The organism is Spiroplasma endosymbiont of Megaselia nigra, from assembly GCF_003987485.1.
Lineage (GTDB): Bacteria > Bacillota_I > Bacilli_A > Mycoplasmatales > Mycoplasmataceae > Spiroplasma.
In genome coordinates this window covers 1-19,734 of record NZ_RCOO01000005.1, presented here as the reverse complement: position 1 = coordinate 19,734, position 19,734 = coordinate 1, and the positions used below count along the sequence as shown (strand labels likewise).

The 19,734-nt window shown below is 27.5% G+C and carries 17 protein-coding genes and 2 pseudogenes; all 19 read right to left on the bottom strand.

Annotated elements, in window-relative coordinates; genetic code table 4:
* Nucleotides 1–105: 105 nt before the first annotated feature.
* Nucleotides 106–876: a 23S rRNA (guanosine(2251)-2'-O)-methyltransferase RlmB gene (gene rlmB, locus D9R21_RS00755; protein ID WP_126820677.1), complete on the bottom strand. Its 771-nt coding sequence runs from the start codon at nucleotides 874–876 to the stop codon at nucleotides 106–108.
* A 61-nt stretch (nucleotides 877–937) separates the two neighbouring features.
* Nucleotides 938–2,251: a methylenetetrahydrofolate--tRNA-(uracil(54)-C(5))-methyltransferase (FADH(2)-oxidizing) TrmFO gene (gene trmFO, locus D9R21_RS00750; protein WP_126820676.1), complete on the bottom strand. Its 1,314-nt coding sequence runs from the start codon at nucleotides 2,249–2,251 to the stop codon at nucleotides 938–940.
* Between the two features lie 4 nt (nucleotides 2,252–2,255).
* Nucleotides 2,256–3,593, bottom strand: coding sequence for a cysteine--tRNA ligase (cysS, locus tag D9R21_RS00745; RefSeq protein ID WP_126820675.1), 1,338 nt, complete (start codon nucleotides 3,591–3,593; stop codon nucleotides 2,256–2,258).
* Between the two features lie 11 nt (nucleotides 3,594–3,604).
* Entirely contained in the window at nucleotides 3,605–5,488 is a 1,884-nt protein-coding gene (gene mnmG, locus D9R21_RS00740; protein WP_196234364.1) for a tRNA uridine-5-carboxymethylaminomethyl(34) synthesis enzyme MnmG, read from the bottom strand.
* Nucleotides 5,489–5,510: 22 nt separating this feature from the next.
* Nucleotides 5,511–7,091, bottom strand: coding sequence for a methionine--tRNA ligase (gene metG / locus D9R21_RS00735; protein WP_126820673.1), 1,581 nt, complete (start codon nucleotides 7,089–7,091; stop codon nucleotides 5,511–5,513).
* Between the two features lie 157 nt (nucleotides 7,092–7,248).
* A complete protein-coding gene (locus D9R21_RS08035; RefSeq protein WP_241568620.1) occupies nucleotides 7,249–7,518 on the bottom strand; it encodes a hypothetical protein in 270 nt (89 codons plus the stop codon).
* Nucleotides 7,502–7,705, bottom strand: a complete 204-nt coding sequence (locus D9R21_RS00730) for a hypothetical protein (protein WP_241568619.1) — start codon at nucleotides 7,703–7,705, stop codon at nucleotides 7,502–7,504. The genes D9R21_RS08035 and D9R21_RS00730 overlap by 17 nt, the downstream gene beginning before the upstream one ends.
* A gap of 189 nt (nucleotides 7,706–7,894) precedes the next feature.
* On the bottom strand, nucleotides 7,895–8,893 hold the full coding sequence (gene gap / locus D9R21_RS00725) for a type I glyceraldehyde-3-phosphate dehydrogenase (protein ID WP_126820672.1): 999 nt from the start codon (nucleotides 8,891–8,893) through the stop codon (nucleotides 7,895–7,897).
* Nucleotides 8,894–9,065: 172 nt separating this feature from the next.
* Nucleotides 9,066–9,356, bottom strand: a pseudogene (locus D9R21_RS00720) (phosphate ABC transporter ATP-binding protein); the annotation flags it as partial.
* 21 nt (nucleotides 9,357–9,377) lie between these two features.
* Complete coding sequence (locus D9R21_RS00715; protein WP_126820671.1) at nucleotides 9,378–10,289, bottom strand: ATP-binding protein; 912 nt, start codon at nucleotides 10,287–10,289, stop codon at nucleotides 9,378–9,380.
* 28 nt (nucleotides 10,290–10,317) lie between these two features.
* A complete protein-coding gene (locus D9R21_RS00710; RefSeq protein ID WP_126820670.1) occupies nucleotides 10,318–11,565 on the bottom strand; it encodes a DnaD domain protein in 1,248 nt (415 codons plus the stop codon).
* 165 nt (nucleotides 11,566–11,730) lie between these two features.
* Nucleotides 11,731–12,435, bottom strand: coding sequence for a folate family ECF transporter S component (locus D9R21_RS00705; protein ID WP_126820669.1), 705 nt, complete (start codon nucleotides 12,433–12,435; stop codon nucleotides 11,731–11,733).
* Between the two features lie 10 nt (nucleotides 12,436–12,445).
* Nucleotides 12,446–13,516, bottom strand: a complete 1,071-nt coding sequence (locus tag D9R21_RS00700) for a folylpolyglutamate synthase/dihydrofolate synthase family protein (RefSeq protein WP_241568618.1) — start codon at nucleotides 13,514–13,516, stop codon at nucleotides 12,446–12,448.
* A 63-nt stretch (nucleotides 13,517–13,579) separates the two neighbouring features.
* Nucleotides 13,580–16,417, bottom strand: coding sequence for an excinuclease ABC subunit UvrA (gene uvrA / locus D9R21_RS00695; protein WP_126820667.1), 2,838 nt, complete (start codon nucleotides 16,415–16,417; stop codon nucleotides 13,580–13,582).
* 145 nt (nucleotides 16,418–16,562) lie between these two features.
* Nucleotides 16,563–16,886, bottom strand: coding sequence for a hypothetical protein (locus tag D9R21_RS00690; protein WP_126820666.1), 324 nt, complete (start codon nucleotides 16,884–16,886; stop codon nucleotides 16,563–16,565).
* A 346-nt stretch (nucleotides 16,887–17,232) separates the two neighbouring features.
* Nucleotides 17,233–17,583, bottom strand: a complete 351-nt coding sequence (locus tag D9R21_RS08030; RefSeq protein WP_241568617.1) for a hypothetical protein — start codon at nucleotides 17,581–17,583, stop codon at nucleotides 17,233–17,235.
* Nucleotides 17,584–17,606: 23 nt separating this feature from the next.
* On the bottom strand, nucleotides 17,607–17,909 hold the full coding sequence (locus tag D9R21_RS00680) for a GIY-YIG nuclease family protein (protein ID WP_196234363.1): 303 nt from the start codon (nucleotides 17,907–17,909) through the stop codon (nucleotides 17,607–17,609).
* 4 nt (nucleotides 17,910–17,913) lie between these two features.
* Complete coding sequence (locus D9R21_RS00675) at nucleotides 17,914–19,446, bottom strand: ABC-F family ATP-binding cassette domain-containing protein (protein WP_126820665.1); 1,533 nt, start codon at nucleotides 19,444–19,446, stop codon at nucleotides 17,914–17,916.
* A gap of 107 nt (nucleotides 19,447–19,553) precedes the next feature.
* Nucleotides 19,554–19,734, bottom strand: a pseudogene (locus D9R21_RS06825) (IS3 family transposase); the annotation flags it as partial.

The window sequence follows — 19,734 nt, the reverse complement described above, 5'->3', positions numbered from 1 at the left end:
GATGTTTGTTCAATTTCTTTTACTGTATTTTTTCGAAATTCTGCAGTATATGTTTTAAATTTTTGTTCTTTTCCTGCCATTAAAAAATGCACCTCCTCTAAAAGTTTAGTAAAGTTCTTTTTTAATTTTACTTACTTTTTGGGGTGCAGTCTTCATTTTAATTTGATAAATTAAAATAGCACTAGCAACCGATACATTTAAAGAATCAAGATGACCTGTTGTTGGAATATAAATATTAAAATCAGAATGCTTTAATAATTTTGCGCTAATCCCTGTTCCTTCATTCCCTACGATTAGACAAATTGGCGTATCATATTTTAATTCACTTACATTGTGGGCTGTTGTAGTTAAACTTGTTGCATAAATTCAAAACCCTTGTTTTTTTAAATATTCAATTGCATTAGTTAAATTATTTACTCGACAAACTGGAACATAATTAAAAGCACCTGCAGAGGTTTTGGCAACAGTAGCATTAATATCAACTTGGCGTTTTTCTAGAATAATAACCCCATCAACATTAAACAAATCACAAGTACGCAAAATTGCCCCAAAATTATGTGGGTCAGAAATTTGATCAAGGACTAATAAAAATGGATGCCTATTTTGTAATGCTTTTGTTGTTATTGCAGTTAATGAATAATTTTCTGGCTTGCAAATTTCCAATACCAGACTTTGATGCTTACTAGTTTGTACAAGAGCTGTCATTTTATCTGTTGAACAAAAGACAACTTTAATTTGACGACTTTTAGCTATTTTCAAATAATAATCATTATTTTTCCCTTGTGGTAATAAATAAAGTTTATTAATTTTCACTGCTGGATTTAGTAATGACTCCACAACAGGATTAATTCCGTAAATGTATATATATTCTTGCATATTTTCTTCCTTTTCCTGTTTTATTATTCATAACCTATATTAATAAATTTCTTTATAAGTATTATAATTTAATTTGATATTTTTTAATAGTTTCTTTTATTTTTTTTATTGCCCGAGAATAAAGTGCTAAATTTTTCTCTGGTTTATTTTTAAACTTAGTTGTTAAAGTTGGCATAATGCCAAGATTTGCTTTCATTGGTTTTAAATCTCGTTGTTTTGGATTTGTAACATAGTTGACTAATGCTCCTAACACAATTTCTGAAGGAAATTTAATTAATGGTAAATCCATTACATATTGATAGACATTTAAAGCACATAATAAACCTGCTGCCGCTGATTCTAAATAACCTTCTACCCCAATAATTTGACCAGCAAAAAAAATATTATTATTTTGTTTATATTGTAAAAATTGATTTAAAACTTTTGGTGAATTAATATAATTATTTTTATGTAAAACTCCATATCGAACAATATCTACTTTTGCTAAACCTGGAATAAATTGTGTAATAATTCGTTTTTGTTCTGGCCATGTTAAATTCGTCTGTCAACCTACAATATTATATAAAATATCAATGACATTATCTTGCCGTAATTGAACCACTGCAAATGGCTGCTTACCATTTTTGTCTGGTAAATTATTACTACTCATTGGTCCATTCAAAAGAATTTTTAGTGATGTTTGTGCCATAATCTCAATTGGTTGACAACCTCTAAAATATTTTTCAAAATCTGCAATAGGAACTCGTTTTGCCGTTACTAATTCTGTAACTAATTTATTAAACTCATCTTCTGTTAATAAACAAATAATATAATCTTTTTGTTCTGAATGTCGTGCGCCATAATATGCTTTTGAAAAATCAATTCTAGCTTTTGTTACAATTGGGGCTGAACCATCATAATAATACAATGCTTTCTTACCAACTAACTTTTTAAGTTCAAGAGCAAAATTTGTTGTCACTAATGGTCCAACAGCAATAATAGTAATTTGTTTTGGATCTATTTTAATAAATTCATCATAAATAATGGTAATATTAGGATGTTTTATTAAAGTTGCTGTAACTTTTTGTGAAAATAACTCCCGGTCAACACTAAGTGCATCAACAGCAGGAACTTGAACATCATAAGCTGTTTTTAAAATGAAAGAATTTAATAACTTTAATTCTTCTTTTAAAATTCCAATTGCATTTTCTCTTGAAACACTACGAAAAGAATTAGAACAAACTAATTCTGCAAATGTATCTAATTTTTGAACTGGATTTTTAAATAATGTTTTTGCTTCATATAATTTTACTTTTAAACCACGTTTTGCTAATTGGTAAGCAATTTCACAACCTGCTAACCCAGCACAAATAATATTAATTTCTTTTTGTTTCATTCCGTTACAAAATATCTTTTTCTACTAAAACCTTACGAAGCTCATCTGCTTTGACAAAATCTTTATTATTTTTTGACTTAATTCATTCTAATAAATATTTACGAATTTCACCACTAATCACTGGTAACTTAAAATTAAAATTCATAATATTAAAAATAATATTATAAAAATCACTAGCAAGTTGCAAATTAAGTTTTTTATCACGTAATTGAGTATTAATAATTTTAATCATTTTACTAATAATAGTTAAAACATTTGGACTATTTAAATTATTTGCTAACTCAGCAAGAACTTTCTTAACATTGTCACCATGTTGTGCTAAATTATAATTTAAGTTATATTCAGCTAAATATAAATTTACTGCTTTTAAGACTTTAAAAATCTTTTCGGTTTCACCTTGTGCACTAATAATTAAAGTTTCTGTTACATTTAATGGTTGTGTATAATTAGTCGCATATAACAAATAACGTAATGTATTTGCTCCGTATAATTTAATAAAATCACGAACTAAAATAGTATTATTTAATGATTTACTCATTTTTTTATCAGCAACATTTAAATGCCCATTATGCATTCAAATGTTTGAAATTTCCTTATTATTTTTTGCTAAAAATTGAATTCGTTCATTTTCATGATGAGGAAAAACTAAATCAATTCCGCCGGCATGAATATCAATTGTTTCTTTATGAAAAAATTTATCAATTAAGACAGCACATTCTGTATGTCAACCTGGGCGACCTTGATATAATTTACCCGTTTGATCATAAAAGGGAAAAGAAACTCCTTCGGTTGTTTGCTTTCATAAAGCAAAATCATATTGACTATGCTTATTAGCATCATGTTCAATTCGAATATTAGTTTCTAATTCTGAAATTTTTTTATTAGCTAATTGTCCATATTGTGCTTGATATTTTGCAATATCAAAATATACACTACCATTAACTTCATATGCAGCATTAAGTTTAACTAATTTTTGAATAAAAGTAATAATATCTTTAACATGGTCCGTTACTCGTACTCGCTTTGCTGGTGTTCTAACATTTAAATTAAAAACATCTTCTTCAAAAGCTTTAATATAAAATTCTGCAATTTCTTGTTCAGTTTTATGTTCTGTTGCTGCTTTAGCAATAATCTTATCATCAATATCCGTGTAATTTTGAATATAATTAACCTCAATATGTTGAAATTGTAAAAAACTAACTAATAAATCAACAGTAATAATTGCACGGGCATTACCGATATGAACGTAATTATAGACAGTTGGTCCACAACCATAAATATTAATTTTTTTTGCTTGACTATAATCTGTAAAATTACGAGTCAAAGTATTATATAATTTCATACTTCACCCTCTTATCTATTTGCATCCAATTCCATTTTTTTTAAATGAAATAACAGCATTTGAATATCAGCTGGATTAATTCCTGAAATTCGATTCGCTTGACCAATTGAAATTGGTCTAATCTTTTTAAATTTTTCTCGTGCTTCAAGTGCCAAGTTATCTACCAAATCATAATTCAAATTAACTGGAATTAATTTATTTTCCAACTTAATTGTTTTTAAAGCAATTTCTTGTTCTTTTTTAATATATCCTTCAAAACGAATATTAATTAATAAATTTTGTTTTAAAAATGATTTTAAATTATTTAACGGTGGTAACTCCTCCTCTAAATATTTTAACTCAATATTTGGTCGTTTTAATAAATTATAACCAGAAATGCGTTCTGTAATGTTGGCAACACCTAATTTAGTTAGTTTTTGAATTAATGGTGATTTTGACGTAAAATAAGTTTCTTTTAACAATTGCATTATTTCATTATAACTTTGCACATTATTTTGATATTCAATTCAACTTTTTTGATCAATTAAACCAAATTGATAAGCATAATTTTTTAATCGTTCTTCAGCATTATCATTGCGCAATAATAAACGATATTCAGCACGAGAAGTTAATAAACGGTAAGGCTCTTCTGTCCCTTTTGTAATTAGATCATCAATTAGCACTCCAATATAAGCTTGGTCACGACGTAAAATGAAAGGTTCTTTTTGGTCAATACTTAAAACAGCATTAATTCCAGCCATTAAACCTTGGCAAGCAGCTTCTTCATAGCCACTTGTTCCATTAATTTGACCCGCCGTATATAAATTTTTAATTTTTTTTGTTTCTAACGTATGTTTTAATTGTGTTGGTACAATTGCATCATATTCAATTGCATAAGCCCATTTTAAAACTTCAACATTTTCAAATCCTGGCAAGGAACGTAGCATCTTTTCTTGTACATCAATTGGCATTGAAGTTGAAAATCCTTGCACATAAATTGTATTTAAACTCTTTGATTCTGGCTCTAAGAAAATTTGATGACGTGGTTTATCAGCAAACCGCACAATTTTATCTTCAAAACTTGGGCAATAACGTGGCCCTGTTCCTTTTACATTTCCAGAATAAATTGCTGATGCTGTTAAATTTTTTTGCACAATATTATGTGTTTTTGGTGTTGAATGAATTAATCAACATAATTCTTGCTCTTGTAATGGTGTAAAGGTTTTTGTTGAATAAGAAAAAGCTAGTTGCAAATCACTCCCCGGTTCTGGTTGTGCTTTACTATAATCAATTGAAGTATTAAGAACACGTGCTGGTGTACCAGTTTTTAAACGAAATAACTCAAACCCTAAATGTTTTAACTGGGTTGATAATCCTGCTGTTGTAATGTCGCCATCAGGTCCTTCTGCTTTTTTTGTCATTCCTTGTAACACTAAAGATTGCATATATGTTCCTGTTGTTAAAATAACTTTTTTTACAAAAAATTGTGTTTGATCTTTTAACATTATTCCATAGCAATTATTGTTATCATCAACCAATAAAGATTGAACTGCTCCTTCATATAAATCTAAATTATCTTGCTTTTCAATTACTTTTTGCATGTATTTTTCATATTCAATCTTATCTGATTGAGCGCGTAATGCTCATACAGCAGGACCACGTGAAGAATTTAATAATTTCATTTGTAAAGCTGTTGCATCAGCTGATTTTGCCATTTCACCACCAATGGCATCAATTTCACGAACAACAATCCCTTTAGCTGGACCACCAATTGAGGGATTACATGGCATTAATGCAATTTTATCTTTATGCAAAGTAACTAATAATGTCTTTTTTTTCATTCTTGCTGCAGCTAAACTTGCTTCGACGCCAGCATGACCAGCACCAATTACAATTACATCATATTTTTTCATTAAACTCCCTCCTTTACTAGTTTTATTAATTTAATTCTGCTTCAATTTGTTTTAATTCTTGTTCTACATTAACACGATTAAATAAGTTTTCTTTTTTCTCTATTGTTTTATTATAAATGATTTCTTGCGTTAAAATTGTTTCAAATGTTAAATCAGTTAAATTAACATTAAAATAATCGGCAATTTTTTGCGCATTATCAACTAAAACTGGCTGCAATAAAAAAGCACTAACAATAATAGTATAAGCTAAACTTGCTAAAGTTTCATATAATTGCTCCATCTTTTCGTTTTTTTCTAACTCTCAAGGTTTATTTTCTTCAATATATTTATTCGCCTTATTACATAATTCCAAAATAATGTTTAGTCCTGCTGAAATTTGATAAGCATCCATTGCCTGCTGATAATTCTGCACCGCTTGGATACAACTTTCAATTAGCACATTATCCAATTGTTGTTGTTTTACTAACTGACCATTAAAATATTTACTAATCATATTACTTACTCGTGATACCAAGTTCCCTATATTATTAACTAAATGAGCATTATATGATTCTAAAAACATTTCATAAGAAAATTTACCATCATTTTCAGTTGGAATTTCATATCCTAAATAAAACCGTAATGTATCTCGACCATATTTATCAATTAAATATAATGGATCAACAACATTTCCAATTGATTTACTCATTTTAGTATCTTTAAATAAAATTCAACCATGCGATAAAAGTTTATTAGGCTGACGTAACCCTAAACTTTCTAGCATACTTGGCCAATAAATCGTGTGAAAACGAGCGATTTCTTTTCCTAATAGTTGCAAAATCTCAACATCCTCATTATTTCAAAATTTATTAAATAATGTTTCATCATTTGATAAATAACCTAATGCTGTTAAATAATTTGATAATGCATCAATTCAAACATAAATAATGTGTTTATCATTTTCTAAGGTTTTAATTCCTCAGGAAAAAGTTGTTCTAGTAACAGATAAATCAGTTAAGCCTGGTAAAATAAAATTATTTAACATTTCATTTTTTCTTGGTTCTGGTTCAATAAAACCAGGATGATTATTATAATAATTAATTAAAAATTGACTATATTTTGAGACTTTAAAGAAATATGTTTCTTCCTTTACTTTTTGTGGTTTATTACCACAAACTAAGCACCGGTTTGTTACTTTATCAATTTGTGCTTCAGTTAAAAATTCTTCACAACTAACACAATATAAACCCTCATATTCTCCTAAGTAAATATCTCCATTATTATATAATTTACTAAAAATTTTTTGGACTCCAACTTCATGCTCTTTATCAGTAGTACGAATAAACTTTGAATATTCAATTCCTAATTTATTTCATAATAATTTAAAATTATCAACAATCATTGTTGTAAATTGATATAGTGTTACCCCTGCTGCTTTTGCTTTCTTTTCAATTTTTTCACCATGTTCATCGCTGCCTGTTAAAAAGAAAGTTTCATAACCAGCCATTTTTTTATAACGATTAATAATATCAGCTAATGTAGTAGTATATGCATGTCCAATATGTAATTGCGCACTTGGATAATAAATTGGGGTTGTAACATAAAATAATTTCTTGTTTTGAATCATAATATATCCCTCTCATTGTTATACATTTTAACAATATAAATTATATCGCATTTTTGCCAATAAAATAAGGGTTTTTTAAAGACAATTAAGGTCTTTGAAAATTACTAAAATAAAATAGTTATTTCCATAACTATTTATTCATAAATAAAACTTATTTTTATGCTGTTACTTCATGTAATTTTCGTGAAGAAATATTGAGTAAACCTTCATTTAACATTTTTGTCATCTGATAAGGAATATAAATAAAATCTATTTGCATTAGTTTATCAGCATATTTTTCATTTAATATTTCAACAGCATCAGCATATAAATCATCGCGTCATTCTTTAATATCTAATTTTTCTTTAAAATAACTAAAAGATAATGTTTTAGCATTTTGTAATAATGAATCAATTCGTAATGACAGTGTTTTATAAGTATCTGCCAAGGCTAATTTCTAAACGATATGTAAAATCCTCATCGGTAATAACGCGTCCATTGTTCCGAATTAAAAGAACATTATCATATAATAATTGGATTGGGTTTGTTGAGTCATGAATTTTTTCTGTATTTAAAACTAATTTTAGTTGATCACGAATATTACTAAAATGCTTTTCTAAAATAGGATTTTTCATTTTCTGCTCTCCTTAATTGCTTTAATTGTCTCCATTATCAATAGTAAATAAACAAACGGATATTAACTATAGTTTGTTAGATTATTTTTATAAGAGTAATTCTTATATAAATATCATAGCATAAGAAATATCTTTTTTTAGAAAAATAAAAAAACACTAAAATATTTTTTAGTGTTTTGTATATTTTAATTAGACTGTCGCAAAGTATAATAATGTACGTATCATTTGTGATACATATGACATTTCATTATCATATCATGCATATACTTTAACTAATTGTTTACCATCACATTCAATAATTTTTGTTAATGTTGCATCAAAAATTGATCCGTGTGTTTCACCAATAATATCTGATGAAACAATTGGTTGTGTATTATAACCAAAAGTTTCTGAAGCTGCTGCTTTCATTGCATTATTAATTTCTTCAACTGTTGTTGTTTTTTTCAATTCAACTGCTAAGTCAACAATTGAACCAGTAATAGTTGGAACACGTAAAGCCATTCCATCAAATCGACCTTCCAATTGTGGTAATACTAATGCAACTGCTGCTGCTGCTCCCGTTTTAGTTGGAACAATATTTGAAAAAGCAGCACGTGCTCTTCTTAAATCATCATGTGCTAAGTCCAACAATCTTTGATCATTTGTTACCGCATGAACAGTTGTCATATATCCTTTTTCAATTCCAAATTCTTCGTCTAATACTTTTGCCATTGGTGCTAAACAGTTAGTTGTACAACTTGCCCCTGAAATAATAGTATCTTCTTTTTTAATTTCCTTATGGTTTACATTATAAACAATTGTTTTAACATCGGTTCCTTTCGCTGGAGCTGAGATTAAAACTTTTTTTGCTCCGGCTGTAAGGTGCTTTGAAGCACCAGCACGATCAGCAAAGAATCCTGTTGATTCAACAACAACATCAATGCCTAATTTACCTCATGGTAACTCAGAAGGATCTTTTTGGGCATAAACATTTATTTTTTTCCCATCAACAATAATAACGCTTTCCTCTGAAGAAATTTTTCCTCTTTTTCATCCTCCTTGGGCTGAATCAAGTTCTAATAATGTTGCTAAAGTTTTTGCCGCAGTTAAATCGTTAATTGCGACAATTTCAACATTTTTTTCGTCAAATAATCTTCTAAAAGCTAAACGACCAATACGTCCAAACCCGTTAATTGCAATTTTTGTCATCTACTTTTTCTCCTCTACATATATTTAATACCTTCTTAGTCTGCAATAAAAATATTGCATACTTACTATATATTTTACAACCTATAGAGTCAATTTGCAAGAAAATTAGAAAATATCCAAATTAAAGGTTACTTTATCAGCAAAATAGAACCAAATAATAAATTTAATCTTTTTAACCAAAACGACCTGTAGTATAATCTTCTATTTTTGATTCACGATAATGAGAAAACAATAATGCTGTTTTATTATATTCTATTAACTGTCCCATTCAAAAAAATGCAGTATAATCAGAAATTCGTGCCGCTTGTTGTAAAGAGTGCGTTACAATAATAATTGTAAAATTCTTTTTTAAATCCAAAATTAACTCTTCAACTTTAGCAATTGCAATTGGATCTAATGCACTTGTTGGTTCATCCATTAACAAAATTTCTGGTTTTAACGCAATTGTACGATTTGTAGCAAGCACCCCCAACAGACAACATTCCTAGCCTGTTAACTTTTCCACATAATCCTCATCAGTTCTCCTGCTATTTCCCAACAATTCTAATTCGGTTGCTAACCCCCGAATCCGATCAACAATTCTTAATGCTTTTACTTTATTAATTTCTTTATCATTAATTTCAGTTTTAACATTTGCATAAATCGTTGTTAAAGCTGTTGTTGTAAAATTTGATGAAAAAAAAGTTGGCAGTCGACGACTAATACGGTCATTTAGAATACGAAATAATAAATCATCACGAACTCATGGAGAAACTGTTTCTCCACCAATATCATCTAAAAATAAAACATCCGCTCCTAATAAAATTTCTACTAATGATGATTCACTATTAAAAAGATTAAATGATTCCTTTACTCGATTAATTAAATTAATTACTGAAATAAAAGCAACTTTACGATTATTATTTGCTAACACATTAGCTAAGCGAATTAATAAATAAGTTTTACCAACTCCTGGCTGACCATGAATATATAAACCTTTTTTTCGTTGACCTTTAACAAATTTAACCATTTCGCCAATAATAAGATGCATATTATTAAAATTTTCATCTTTTTTAATATCATTTAATCGTAATTTTAATAATTCATCACTAAAGTCATAATAAAGATAATTATTTTTAACTTTATTTTTTTCTTTAATAGCTATTATATGATTACATTCAACTCGTGTTAAAAACAAATTATTATTTTCTTTTTTAATATAATATTTGTAACCTTTAAAGGATTGTTGGCATAAAGATAAAGATGATGTTTTTTCACATTGATGATAATTTTTTAAATATTCTTGAAAGAGTGTCTCAAACTGTTGATAATTATTAATATCAAACGCAATTTCTTGTAAATTAAGTATTAACTCTGCATTGTTTTGAAGTTGTTTTAATAAATTTAGTTTTGACATTGCCCCCATCTCTCTTTCATTTTTACTATTATAAATTTTTTAAATCATCTAATAATTGTGTAAGATCAACTTTTTTAATTCCTTGTTCTTGCCGTTTTTGTTCATAAATTTTATTATATTCTAATTCAGCCATATTATGTTTAACTGTTTTTTCTTTCCATTGATATGTTTTTGCTTTAATAGCATCTTTTGTAACTTTACTTTTTTGTGTTTTTGCATAAGCACCGCGTAAATGCTCCATTGCTTTATCAACAGTATTAATTTGTAATTGATGAAAAGTGTTTGCAATTTTTTCACAATACTTTCTTTCAATTCGATGAGCATTTTTAAATCAAACATATTCAATTAAGCAATTAACTACCCCTGGTCTCAATGAATAATTAATAATTAAATCGCGAATTAATTCAATTTCAATTGGTGTTAGCTTCTTATTTTCTCGTAGTAAAGTTAAATATTGAATTGGATCAATTGAAACCATTTCATTAATTTTTGCTTCTAACATATTAGTTGGTTTAATAACATTTTCATCATTAACAATTAAATTTAATTGTTCTCCATTAAGTTGTTTTTTTAATATTGCTTTTTGATTAAAATCAGATAGTAAATGTTGAAATGTTTCATAATTAAAAATTCGTTCTTTGGCAGTTAACTCAATACTTTTATAAATAAAAATAGCAAGATTATTTGTTAAAACATTGTAATAATTTGCTAACTGGATAATTTTTTCACGATATGGTAAATATAATTTATGATTTGCATTTTTTGATGCTAAGTATTTATCAATATAAACAAAATCAAATGTCATTGTTTCATTACTTAATTGACCAGATAAATCATTATGCTTCTGTTTAACCTCTTGCTGATTAACAATAAATTTAGCTTTAATAATTGCAAAAGATTTTTCTCCTACAATATTCAATAAATAATTTCTTAAAATTTGATTTTCAAAAAAAGCAATTGCGGAAATTGGTAATTGTGGTTTTAAAATATAGTGCTTTCCTTTTTCACGTTTTAAAATCTTTAATAAACCAATTGTTTCTAATTTACTTTTTGCTACTAAAAATTCATCATATGATATTTGTAATAATGTTAAAAGATTGTCTAAATGATATTTAGTATTTAATTCTAAGATGAAATCTTGTGCTGTTAAGGCAATATATAACATATGTGCTTTATCGCCAATAATTGGCCGATATAAACATAAAAGTAACATACGTTCATCATCTGACAATTGATACTCTTGTTTAATTAAATAAGTAGTTTCTTTTTCCATCATTTTCCCGTTCCTCTTTGTTTAATCATTAATAATATTACAATGAACAATTAATAAGTAAATATAATTTGTTAAAATAATGCTATTAACTGACTTATCCACAATCTTTTTTAAATAAAACAGTTATAATTATTAAGTTTTTAAAACTTTTCCACATATAAACAACTTTTAACTATTATATCTTTTCTGTTTTTTAAATTTAATTGTTGTTAAAACTAATAATCCTTTTTGGGTGCATCATAAAGCAAGATTATGACGTGAAGTAATTAATTTATATAAAATAGTAAAACTTGAAATAACCATTGGTAAATAAATTGCCAATTGAATTGGAAACTTAATTGCTTTAATAACAAAAGCCATTGGGAAAAGAACTTGTTTTAGACCGATTGCATATAATCATAAAACATTAAATGCAAATGAAATTAAAGCAAACCCTATTGCATATAAGATAATTGTTTTTAATATTCAAAATTTATCACTTTTAAATAAAAAAACCATACTTCCTAAAAAACCATATAAAGCAAGATTAAAGGAAAAACCACTATGATATGTTCCACCAATATTTACCAAAGCCCCTAAAGCATCAGTAGCAAGACCACTCAATACACCCAAAAATGGTCCAAATAACATTCCAATCACAAAAATTAAAAAGTTACCTAATGCTAATTGAATTACTCCTCCTCCCATAAATGGAAACGGAATAGTATAAATAATGACATTTGTTAAAATAACAGATAATGCAATTAATAAACTTATAATTGTAATTGTTAAAATACTAATTTTTTTTCAATTTTTATAATCTAATAATACCCCGAGATAAAATAAAATAGCAATCCCTAAACAAGCACCAATATTTGTTAATATATATAGCATATTTTACATTTTACACCCTCTCTAAATAAAACTGATAAACCAACGGAATAAAATATAAAGACCCACAAACTAAAATATTTTTTGTTTTATTTCGTAATAATAATTTTTTCCAATTTTTAACTTTGTTCTGTATCTTAATATTATTAATGTCTCAGGACATTGGATGCTGAAATTCCGTAATATATAAATTATTGCCAAAATGTTCTTTCAATAAAGTTAAATTTTGCATATAATCTTTTTTTTGTGAAGAAGCATACAATACTAATACTTCATTTCGATTCAAATTATGTAACATTTCAAAAGTATGAATACAGGCACGAATTCCTTCTGGATTATGTGCTCCATCAATAATAAAATACGGATTTTTACTTAGTTGGGTAAAACGCCCTAAGACTGGGTTCACTTTAAAAAGCTCATAATTAATTTTAAACTTAAAAATTTTTAAAAACTTAATAACTAAGCCAACATTAAATTCTTGGTAATAATTAATTGCTTGTGGGTAAACTTCGCTTGTAATAATATTATCCGAATTATAATATTTTGCAATTAAATTAAAATGTTTTTTACAACTAGCACTAATAAAAAGTTGACAATTGTTTTTTGCAATTCCAACTTTATTTTGAATAATACTATCCAAAGTATTGCCTAATATCTCAGTATGTTCATAATCAATTGAAGTTAATAAAACAGCTAATTGATTATTAAAAACATTCGTTGCATCTAAACAACCACCAATTCCAGCTTCAATAATTGCAATATCAATTTTTTGCTCTAAAAAATATTTAATACAAATTAAAACTCAAATTTCAAAAAAAGTTAATTGATAAGTTTTAATTTCTTCTTTAATTTCTTTGATAATTCGTTTTAAATCACTATCACTAATCATCTTGCTATTAATTTTAATTCGTTCATTATGTTTTGAAAATGCTGGTGATGTAAAAAGACCTACCCGTTGATAATTTAACATTAACTGGCGGTGTAAGTAATTTGAAACCGATCCCTTTCCGTTTGTACCAACAACATTAATTACTTTAATTTTATTTTGTGCATCCGCATATTTTTCTGTTAATAATTTTGCCAAATTATATTTTTTTTGAAAAAACGTTGCCTTAAAAAATTGTTTTTTAACATCTATTGTAATCTTTTACTTTAATAAAGGTTTTAAATATTGCGCTGTATAACTAGTGCCACTTTTTAAAACAAGTTGTTCTGGTGTTCCTGTTGCAACAATCATACCACCACCAACGCCACCTTCTGGTCCTAAATCAATAATATAATCAGCCATTTTAATAACATCTAAATTATGTTCAATCGTAATAACAGTATCACCATTATCAACAATTTTATTCAAAACTACTAACAATCTTTTAACATCATCAACATGTAATCCCGTTGTTGGTTCATCTAATAAAAATAAAGTTTTTCCCGTTGTCCGTTTTAACAAGAAGGTTGATAACTTAACCCGTTGGGCTTCTCCACCAGACAATTCTGTTGCTGATTGACCTAATTTAATATAACCTAACCCAACCTCTTGCATTGTTCCTAACTTCTGACTAATTTTTGGTTGTGCCGCAAAAAAATCACAAGCTTGGTCAACTGTCATTTCTAAAACATCATAAATATTTTTATCTTTGAATTTAACTAATAATGTTTCATCATTATAACGTTTCCCTTCACAAACTTCACAAGAAACATAAACCGTTGGTAGAAAGTGCATTGAAATCTTAATAATTCCATCACCCTGACAATGTTCACAACGTCCACCTGGCACATTAAACGAAAAACGACCCTTCAAATACCCTCGTGCTTTAGCTTCATTTGTATTGGCAAATAAATCACGAATATCATCAAAAACTGATGTATAGGTTGCTGGATTACTCCGTGGTGTTTTCCCAATTGGATCTTGGGAAATATTAATTACTTTATCAATGTTATCAATCCCAACAATTTTATCATGTGCCCCTGGTCGTTCAGTTGCTAACCCTAAATTTTTCTTAATACCCTTTCATAAAATTTCATTCATTAAAGTTGATTTACCACTTCCTGAAACACCTGTTAAACAAACAAATTTATTTAAAGGAATTGTAACATTAATATTTTTTAAATTGTTTTCTCGTGCTCCTTTAATTTCTAATACTAAGCCATTACCACCACGCCGTGTTTTTGGCACATCAATTGCTAATTCACCAGTTAAATATTTACCAGTAATTGAATTTGGGTTTTGTTGAATATCATCAATACTTCCCGCAGCAACAACTTGCCCCCCATTAATTCCTGCACGTGGACCAATGTCAATAATATAATCACTAGCACGAATCGTATCTTCATCGTGCTCAACAACAATTAAAGTATTTCCTAAATCACGTAAACTTTTTAATGTTTCAATTAATTTATCATTATCTCGTTGGTGTAATCCAATTGAAGGTTCATCAAGAACATACAAAACCCCTGTTAATTGACTACCAATTTGCGTTGCTAATCGAATTCGTTGAGCTTCTCCACCTGATAATGTTGAAGCATTACGTGATAACGTTAAATAACCTAATCCAACACGACTTAAAAAATCCAAACGATTAACTAATTCATTAATAATTAATCGTGCAATTTCTTGTTGTGATTCTGTTAATTTTAATTTCAAAACTTCTTTTAATTCATCTTCAACAGATAAATCAGTAAATTCAGAAATACTAATATTATTAATCTTAACTGATAAAGGAATTTCATTTAATCGCTTTCCTAAACAAGTTCCACATTTTTTATCTGTCATAAATTGTTTATAATATTCACGTTGTGATTCACTTGATGTTTCCGTATAGCGACGTTCAATTAACTGCCCAATTCCTTCAATATAATCATATCCCCGCATAATGTTCCCACTAGCTGTTTTTAAATTATATTCAATTGGTTCATCACTACCACGAATCAAATATTCTAGTTGCTCTTTTGTCAAATCACTGACGGGTTGTTCTAACACAATATGATAATGATTAGCTAAAACTTTAAACTTTTGCCATTCAATATTTGTTGTATTAACAATATTTTTTAAATAAATAATTGCCCCTTGTAAAATTGATAATGAACGATTAGGTATCAATAAATATTCATCAACTTCTAATTTCACCCCCAATCCTTTACATTCACTACAAGCTCCTGAGGGTGAATTAAATGAAAATAATCGTGGTTCTAATTCCGGAATAACAAAACCACAAATACTACATGAATAATTAGTTGAAAAAAGCATTTCCTTTTTTTGATCAGCAAAATCAATTTTTACTAATGCATTACCATATTTTAACGCTACTTCAATTGCATCATGAATTCGACTTAATAAATCTGCTGATTCTTTATAAACCAAGCGGTCAATAATAATATCAATATTTTGTCGTTTATTTTTATCTAATTCAATTTCTTCATCTAAAGTTTTGATTTCATAATTAACCTTGACACGAATAAAACTTTCTTGTTTTAAACGTGCAAATAAATCTTTAAAACTACCTTTCTTATCACGAACTACTGGCGACAAAATCATAAATTTTTCACCTTCTGTTAAAAGTTGTTTTAAATTATTTATTATTTCTTTAACTGTTACTGATTTAATAACCCCATGACCATTAATACAATATGGTGTCCCAACGCGAGCATATAATAAACGTAAATAATCATAAATTTCAGTAACTGTTCCAACAGTACTGCGAGGATTATGACTAGTTGTTTTTTGATCAATAGAAATCGCTGGTGACAAACCTTCAATTGCATCAACATCAGGTTTTTCATTTCCACCTAAAAATTGGCGAGCATAACTTGATAGACTTTCAATATAACGGCGTCTTCCTTCTGCATAAATGGTATTAAAAGCTAATGATGATTTTCCGCTTCCTGATAAACCAGTAAAAACAACTAATTTATCTTTAGGTACCTTAACATCAATATTCTTTAAATTATTCTCTCGAGCGCCTTTAACAACGATTCAATCTTTTCCCATTCTCTCACCCTCTTAATTAGTTTTTTGTAAATTAGCATCATAAAATAATCTTATTTTTAAAAAAGAAAATTGTAAATTTTTAATATGTACAAATGATTAAATCTAAGTTTAAAAAATCTAACATTAACTGTCAAGATTAATAAAATTAGTTAAGTTCTGTCACAATTTGACTTACTTTGGTTTCAACAAAATAAGCATATTCTTTAATTAATTCTTCCTGTCTTTCTAAAAAGAATAAAATTTTCATGATTTTTTCTTTTAGATCTGAAACTTCTTCATCACTACTATAATTTTCAATAAAATAGATTTCAACTAATTGCTCTGCAATTTCTTCATCAGCAACCGATTGTTCATAATAATTATTGTAATTAGCTTCATTTAGAACTTCGCCAATAAAATCACGAAAAAGTTTATCATCATTAATTTTAGTTTTAATTTCTAATAATAATTCCTTTAATTCTGGTTTCATAACTTCCTCCTTTGTTTAAACTACTTATATTGTACTATATAAATTAATTATTTGTTTGAAGAAATAATTTGTTATATTGCTTCAAATATTTAGCACGATGTTCATTAATTGCAAGCAATTGCTTACTAATTAATGTTTCTTTCGTTAAAAATTCATTTTTTTCAATTTCAAATGGTTTTAAAATTAGAATTACAACATTTTGTAATCTTAATACTAATTATTGATTATCCAATAATTGAATAGCATTAGTTAATATTTTTTCATAATTAAAGCCTGCTAAAGAATCATTTACGGGGCAGATTAGTTTGGCGTTCCTTTTTAAAAGTAATCTTTGTAAACGCTCATATTAATCATCAAAATAATTTCGTTTAATATAAAACTCAACTTCTTTTTCAAAATCATTAGTATTTTTTGACTTTTTGCGACGAAAAATATTACGATGGTTACCAGTTGTATATCCTTTAGCAACTAAATTTGATAAATCCGTTGTTAAATCAATATTTTCTTCAACCTTTACTGTTACAATAAACAAAACTCGTACGACATAACCAATAAAAATTTGATTATTTTTGTCATTAAAATCATAATATTTTAAAATATCTAAGCAAGTCATAGTATCATTACGCAGTGATTCTGTTTGATAACGATGATATAGTTTAGTTAATTCATCAACTAAAACTTTAATATTACTATCCATCCTACCCCCGCTTCATGCTCCTATTATGATTTTACCATATCTGATGAAATTACAAATGGTAAATTAATATTATGTTCTTGCAAAAAGATAATTTTTTCTAACCGTGATAATTGCTTAAAAGCGGCTTCACGTTGCATTGCTGCAGAACGAGTTGCATATTCTTCACTATAAATTATTTTGACTGGTCGTCGTTTTGCTAAAGCGGTATATTTTGCCCCAATGCCCATATTATGTTCTTTTTCGCGCCGTCTTAAATCAACCGTATAACCAGCATAGAGTGTTTCATCAGCACAGAATAATACATAAAAATAATGTTTTTGCATCATATTGCTAAACCATCGTTTCAAAATCAAGCATTTTGTCAGCTCAATTAACATTAAAATTAATATCATGCGTTGTAATTAGAACTGTTCCATCAAAGGCTTGAATTGCTTCTAACAATGCTTCTTTGGCAAAAACATCAATATGGTTCGTTGGTTCATCTAAAATTAGTAAACTACATGGTTGTAAAGATAATGCCGATAACCGAACCTTTGTTTGTTCACCACCCGACAATTTTGTCATCTGATTTTGCATTAAAGTACTTTTAACGCCAAAGTTGGCTAAAATACTTCGAATTCGCCCTTCTTCCAACTCTGGATATAAGTTTTTTAAATATTCAATTGGTGTCATATCCATTAATTGTTCAATTTGATGAAAATACGCAATAACTACTCCATTACCAATTTTTAATGTTCCACCTAACTTAGGAATATTTCCTGCTAAAGTATTTAGAAAGATTGTTTTTCCAATTCCATTATATCCTCGCACAATACATTTTTCACCATCACGAATATCAAATGTTAATGGCTTAATTAAAGGAAACTGATATCCTATTGCTAATTGCTCTGCACTAATAATAGTCGTACTAGCTGGTCTCTTATATTTAAAAACAAATTTTAGTTTTGTTAATTCATGCCTTTTATCCATTACCTCAATTTTATCAATTTGTTTTTGCCGTGACTGGGCACTTCTTGCTGTTGAAGAACGCGCCTTATTTTTTTCGACATAAGTTTCCAATTTTTTAATTAGACGTTCTTGTCCTTTTTGTGCTTTATCATATTGTTCATTTTTTAATTCACTTAATGCTAAATATTGTTGATAATTACCAACATAGCGATTAATGCTTAAGTTTTCAATAGCATAAATCACTTTTGCTACTTTATTAATAAAATCAATATCATGCGAAACAACTAAAAACGCTTTTTCATAATTTTGTAAAAATTTGGCTAATCATTCAACTTGTTCTAAATCTAAAAAGTTAGTTGGTTCATCTAATAACAAAAAATCATTTTCTGATAATAATAACTTTGCTAGGATAACTTTTCATCGTTGACCACCCGATAATTCGGATAATTTAACATTCAATTTTTCTGGATCAATTCCTAAACCATCAACTAAACTACGAATTTCCTTATCAATTGTTTCAAAACCATTTTGATCTAAGTGTTCTTGTAATTTCAGTGCTTTGACAAGTTCATCTTCATCATAATTAAGACTCATTTTTTCATAAATTGCGTGAATTTTTTCCTCAATTTCAAATAAATGTTGATATGTTAATTTTAAAAATTGATCAACTGTTAATGTTCCATCTAAATCTTGGTGTTGGTCTAAATAACCAATTTTTACTCTTGGATGCAACTCAATGTTTGCTTCATCAGGAGTAAGTTTTCCATAAATAATACTTAATAATGTTGTTTTCCCTGTTCCATTTGCTCCAATTAAAGCTAAATGTTCACCTTTATTAATTCGAATTGCTGAATTTTTATATAAAACTTTCCCACCGTTAGCATGAATTAAATTTTCAATATTAATTAAACTCATTTTAACCTCAATCATTTATTCCAAGACATAATTATATCTTATTTTAAGAAAAATAAAAAGAAGTTAAATAGAGTGCACCCCAAAAAGTAAGTATTAGTAAAAAAGGTTTATAAACTTTTATTTATTATATCCTTTTCTTTGCGGCTTGAATATCATTTATTTCATTTTTTAACATCATTAATATATTCATCATGCGATAAGTAAATATTGTTATGAATTGTTGCTTTTTTTAATAAAGAATGAAAACTTTCAATAACAATATTATCAGCACAATGATAATTTTTACCC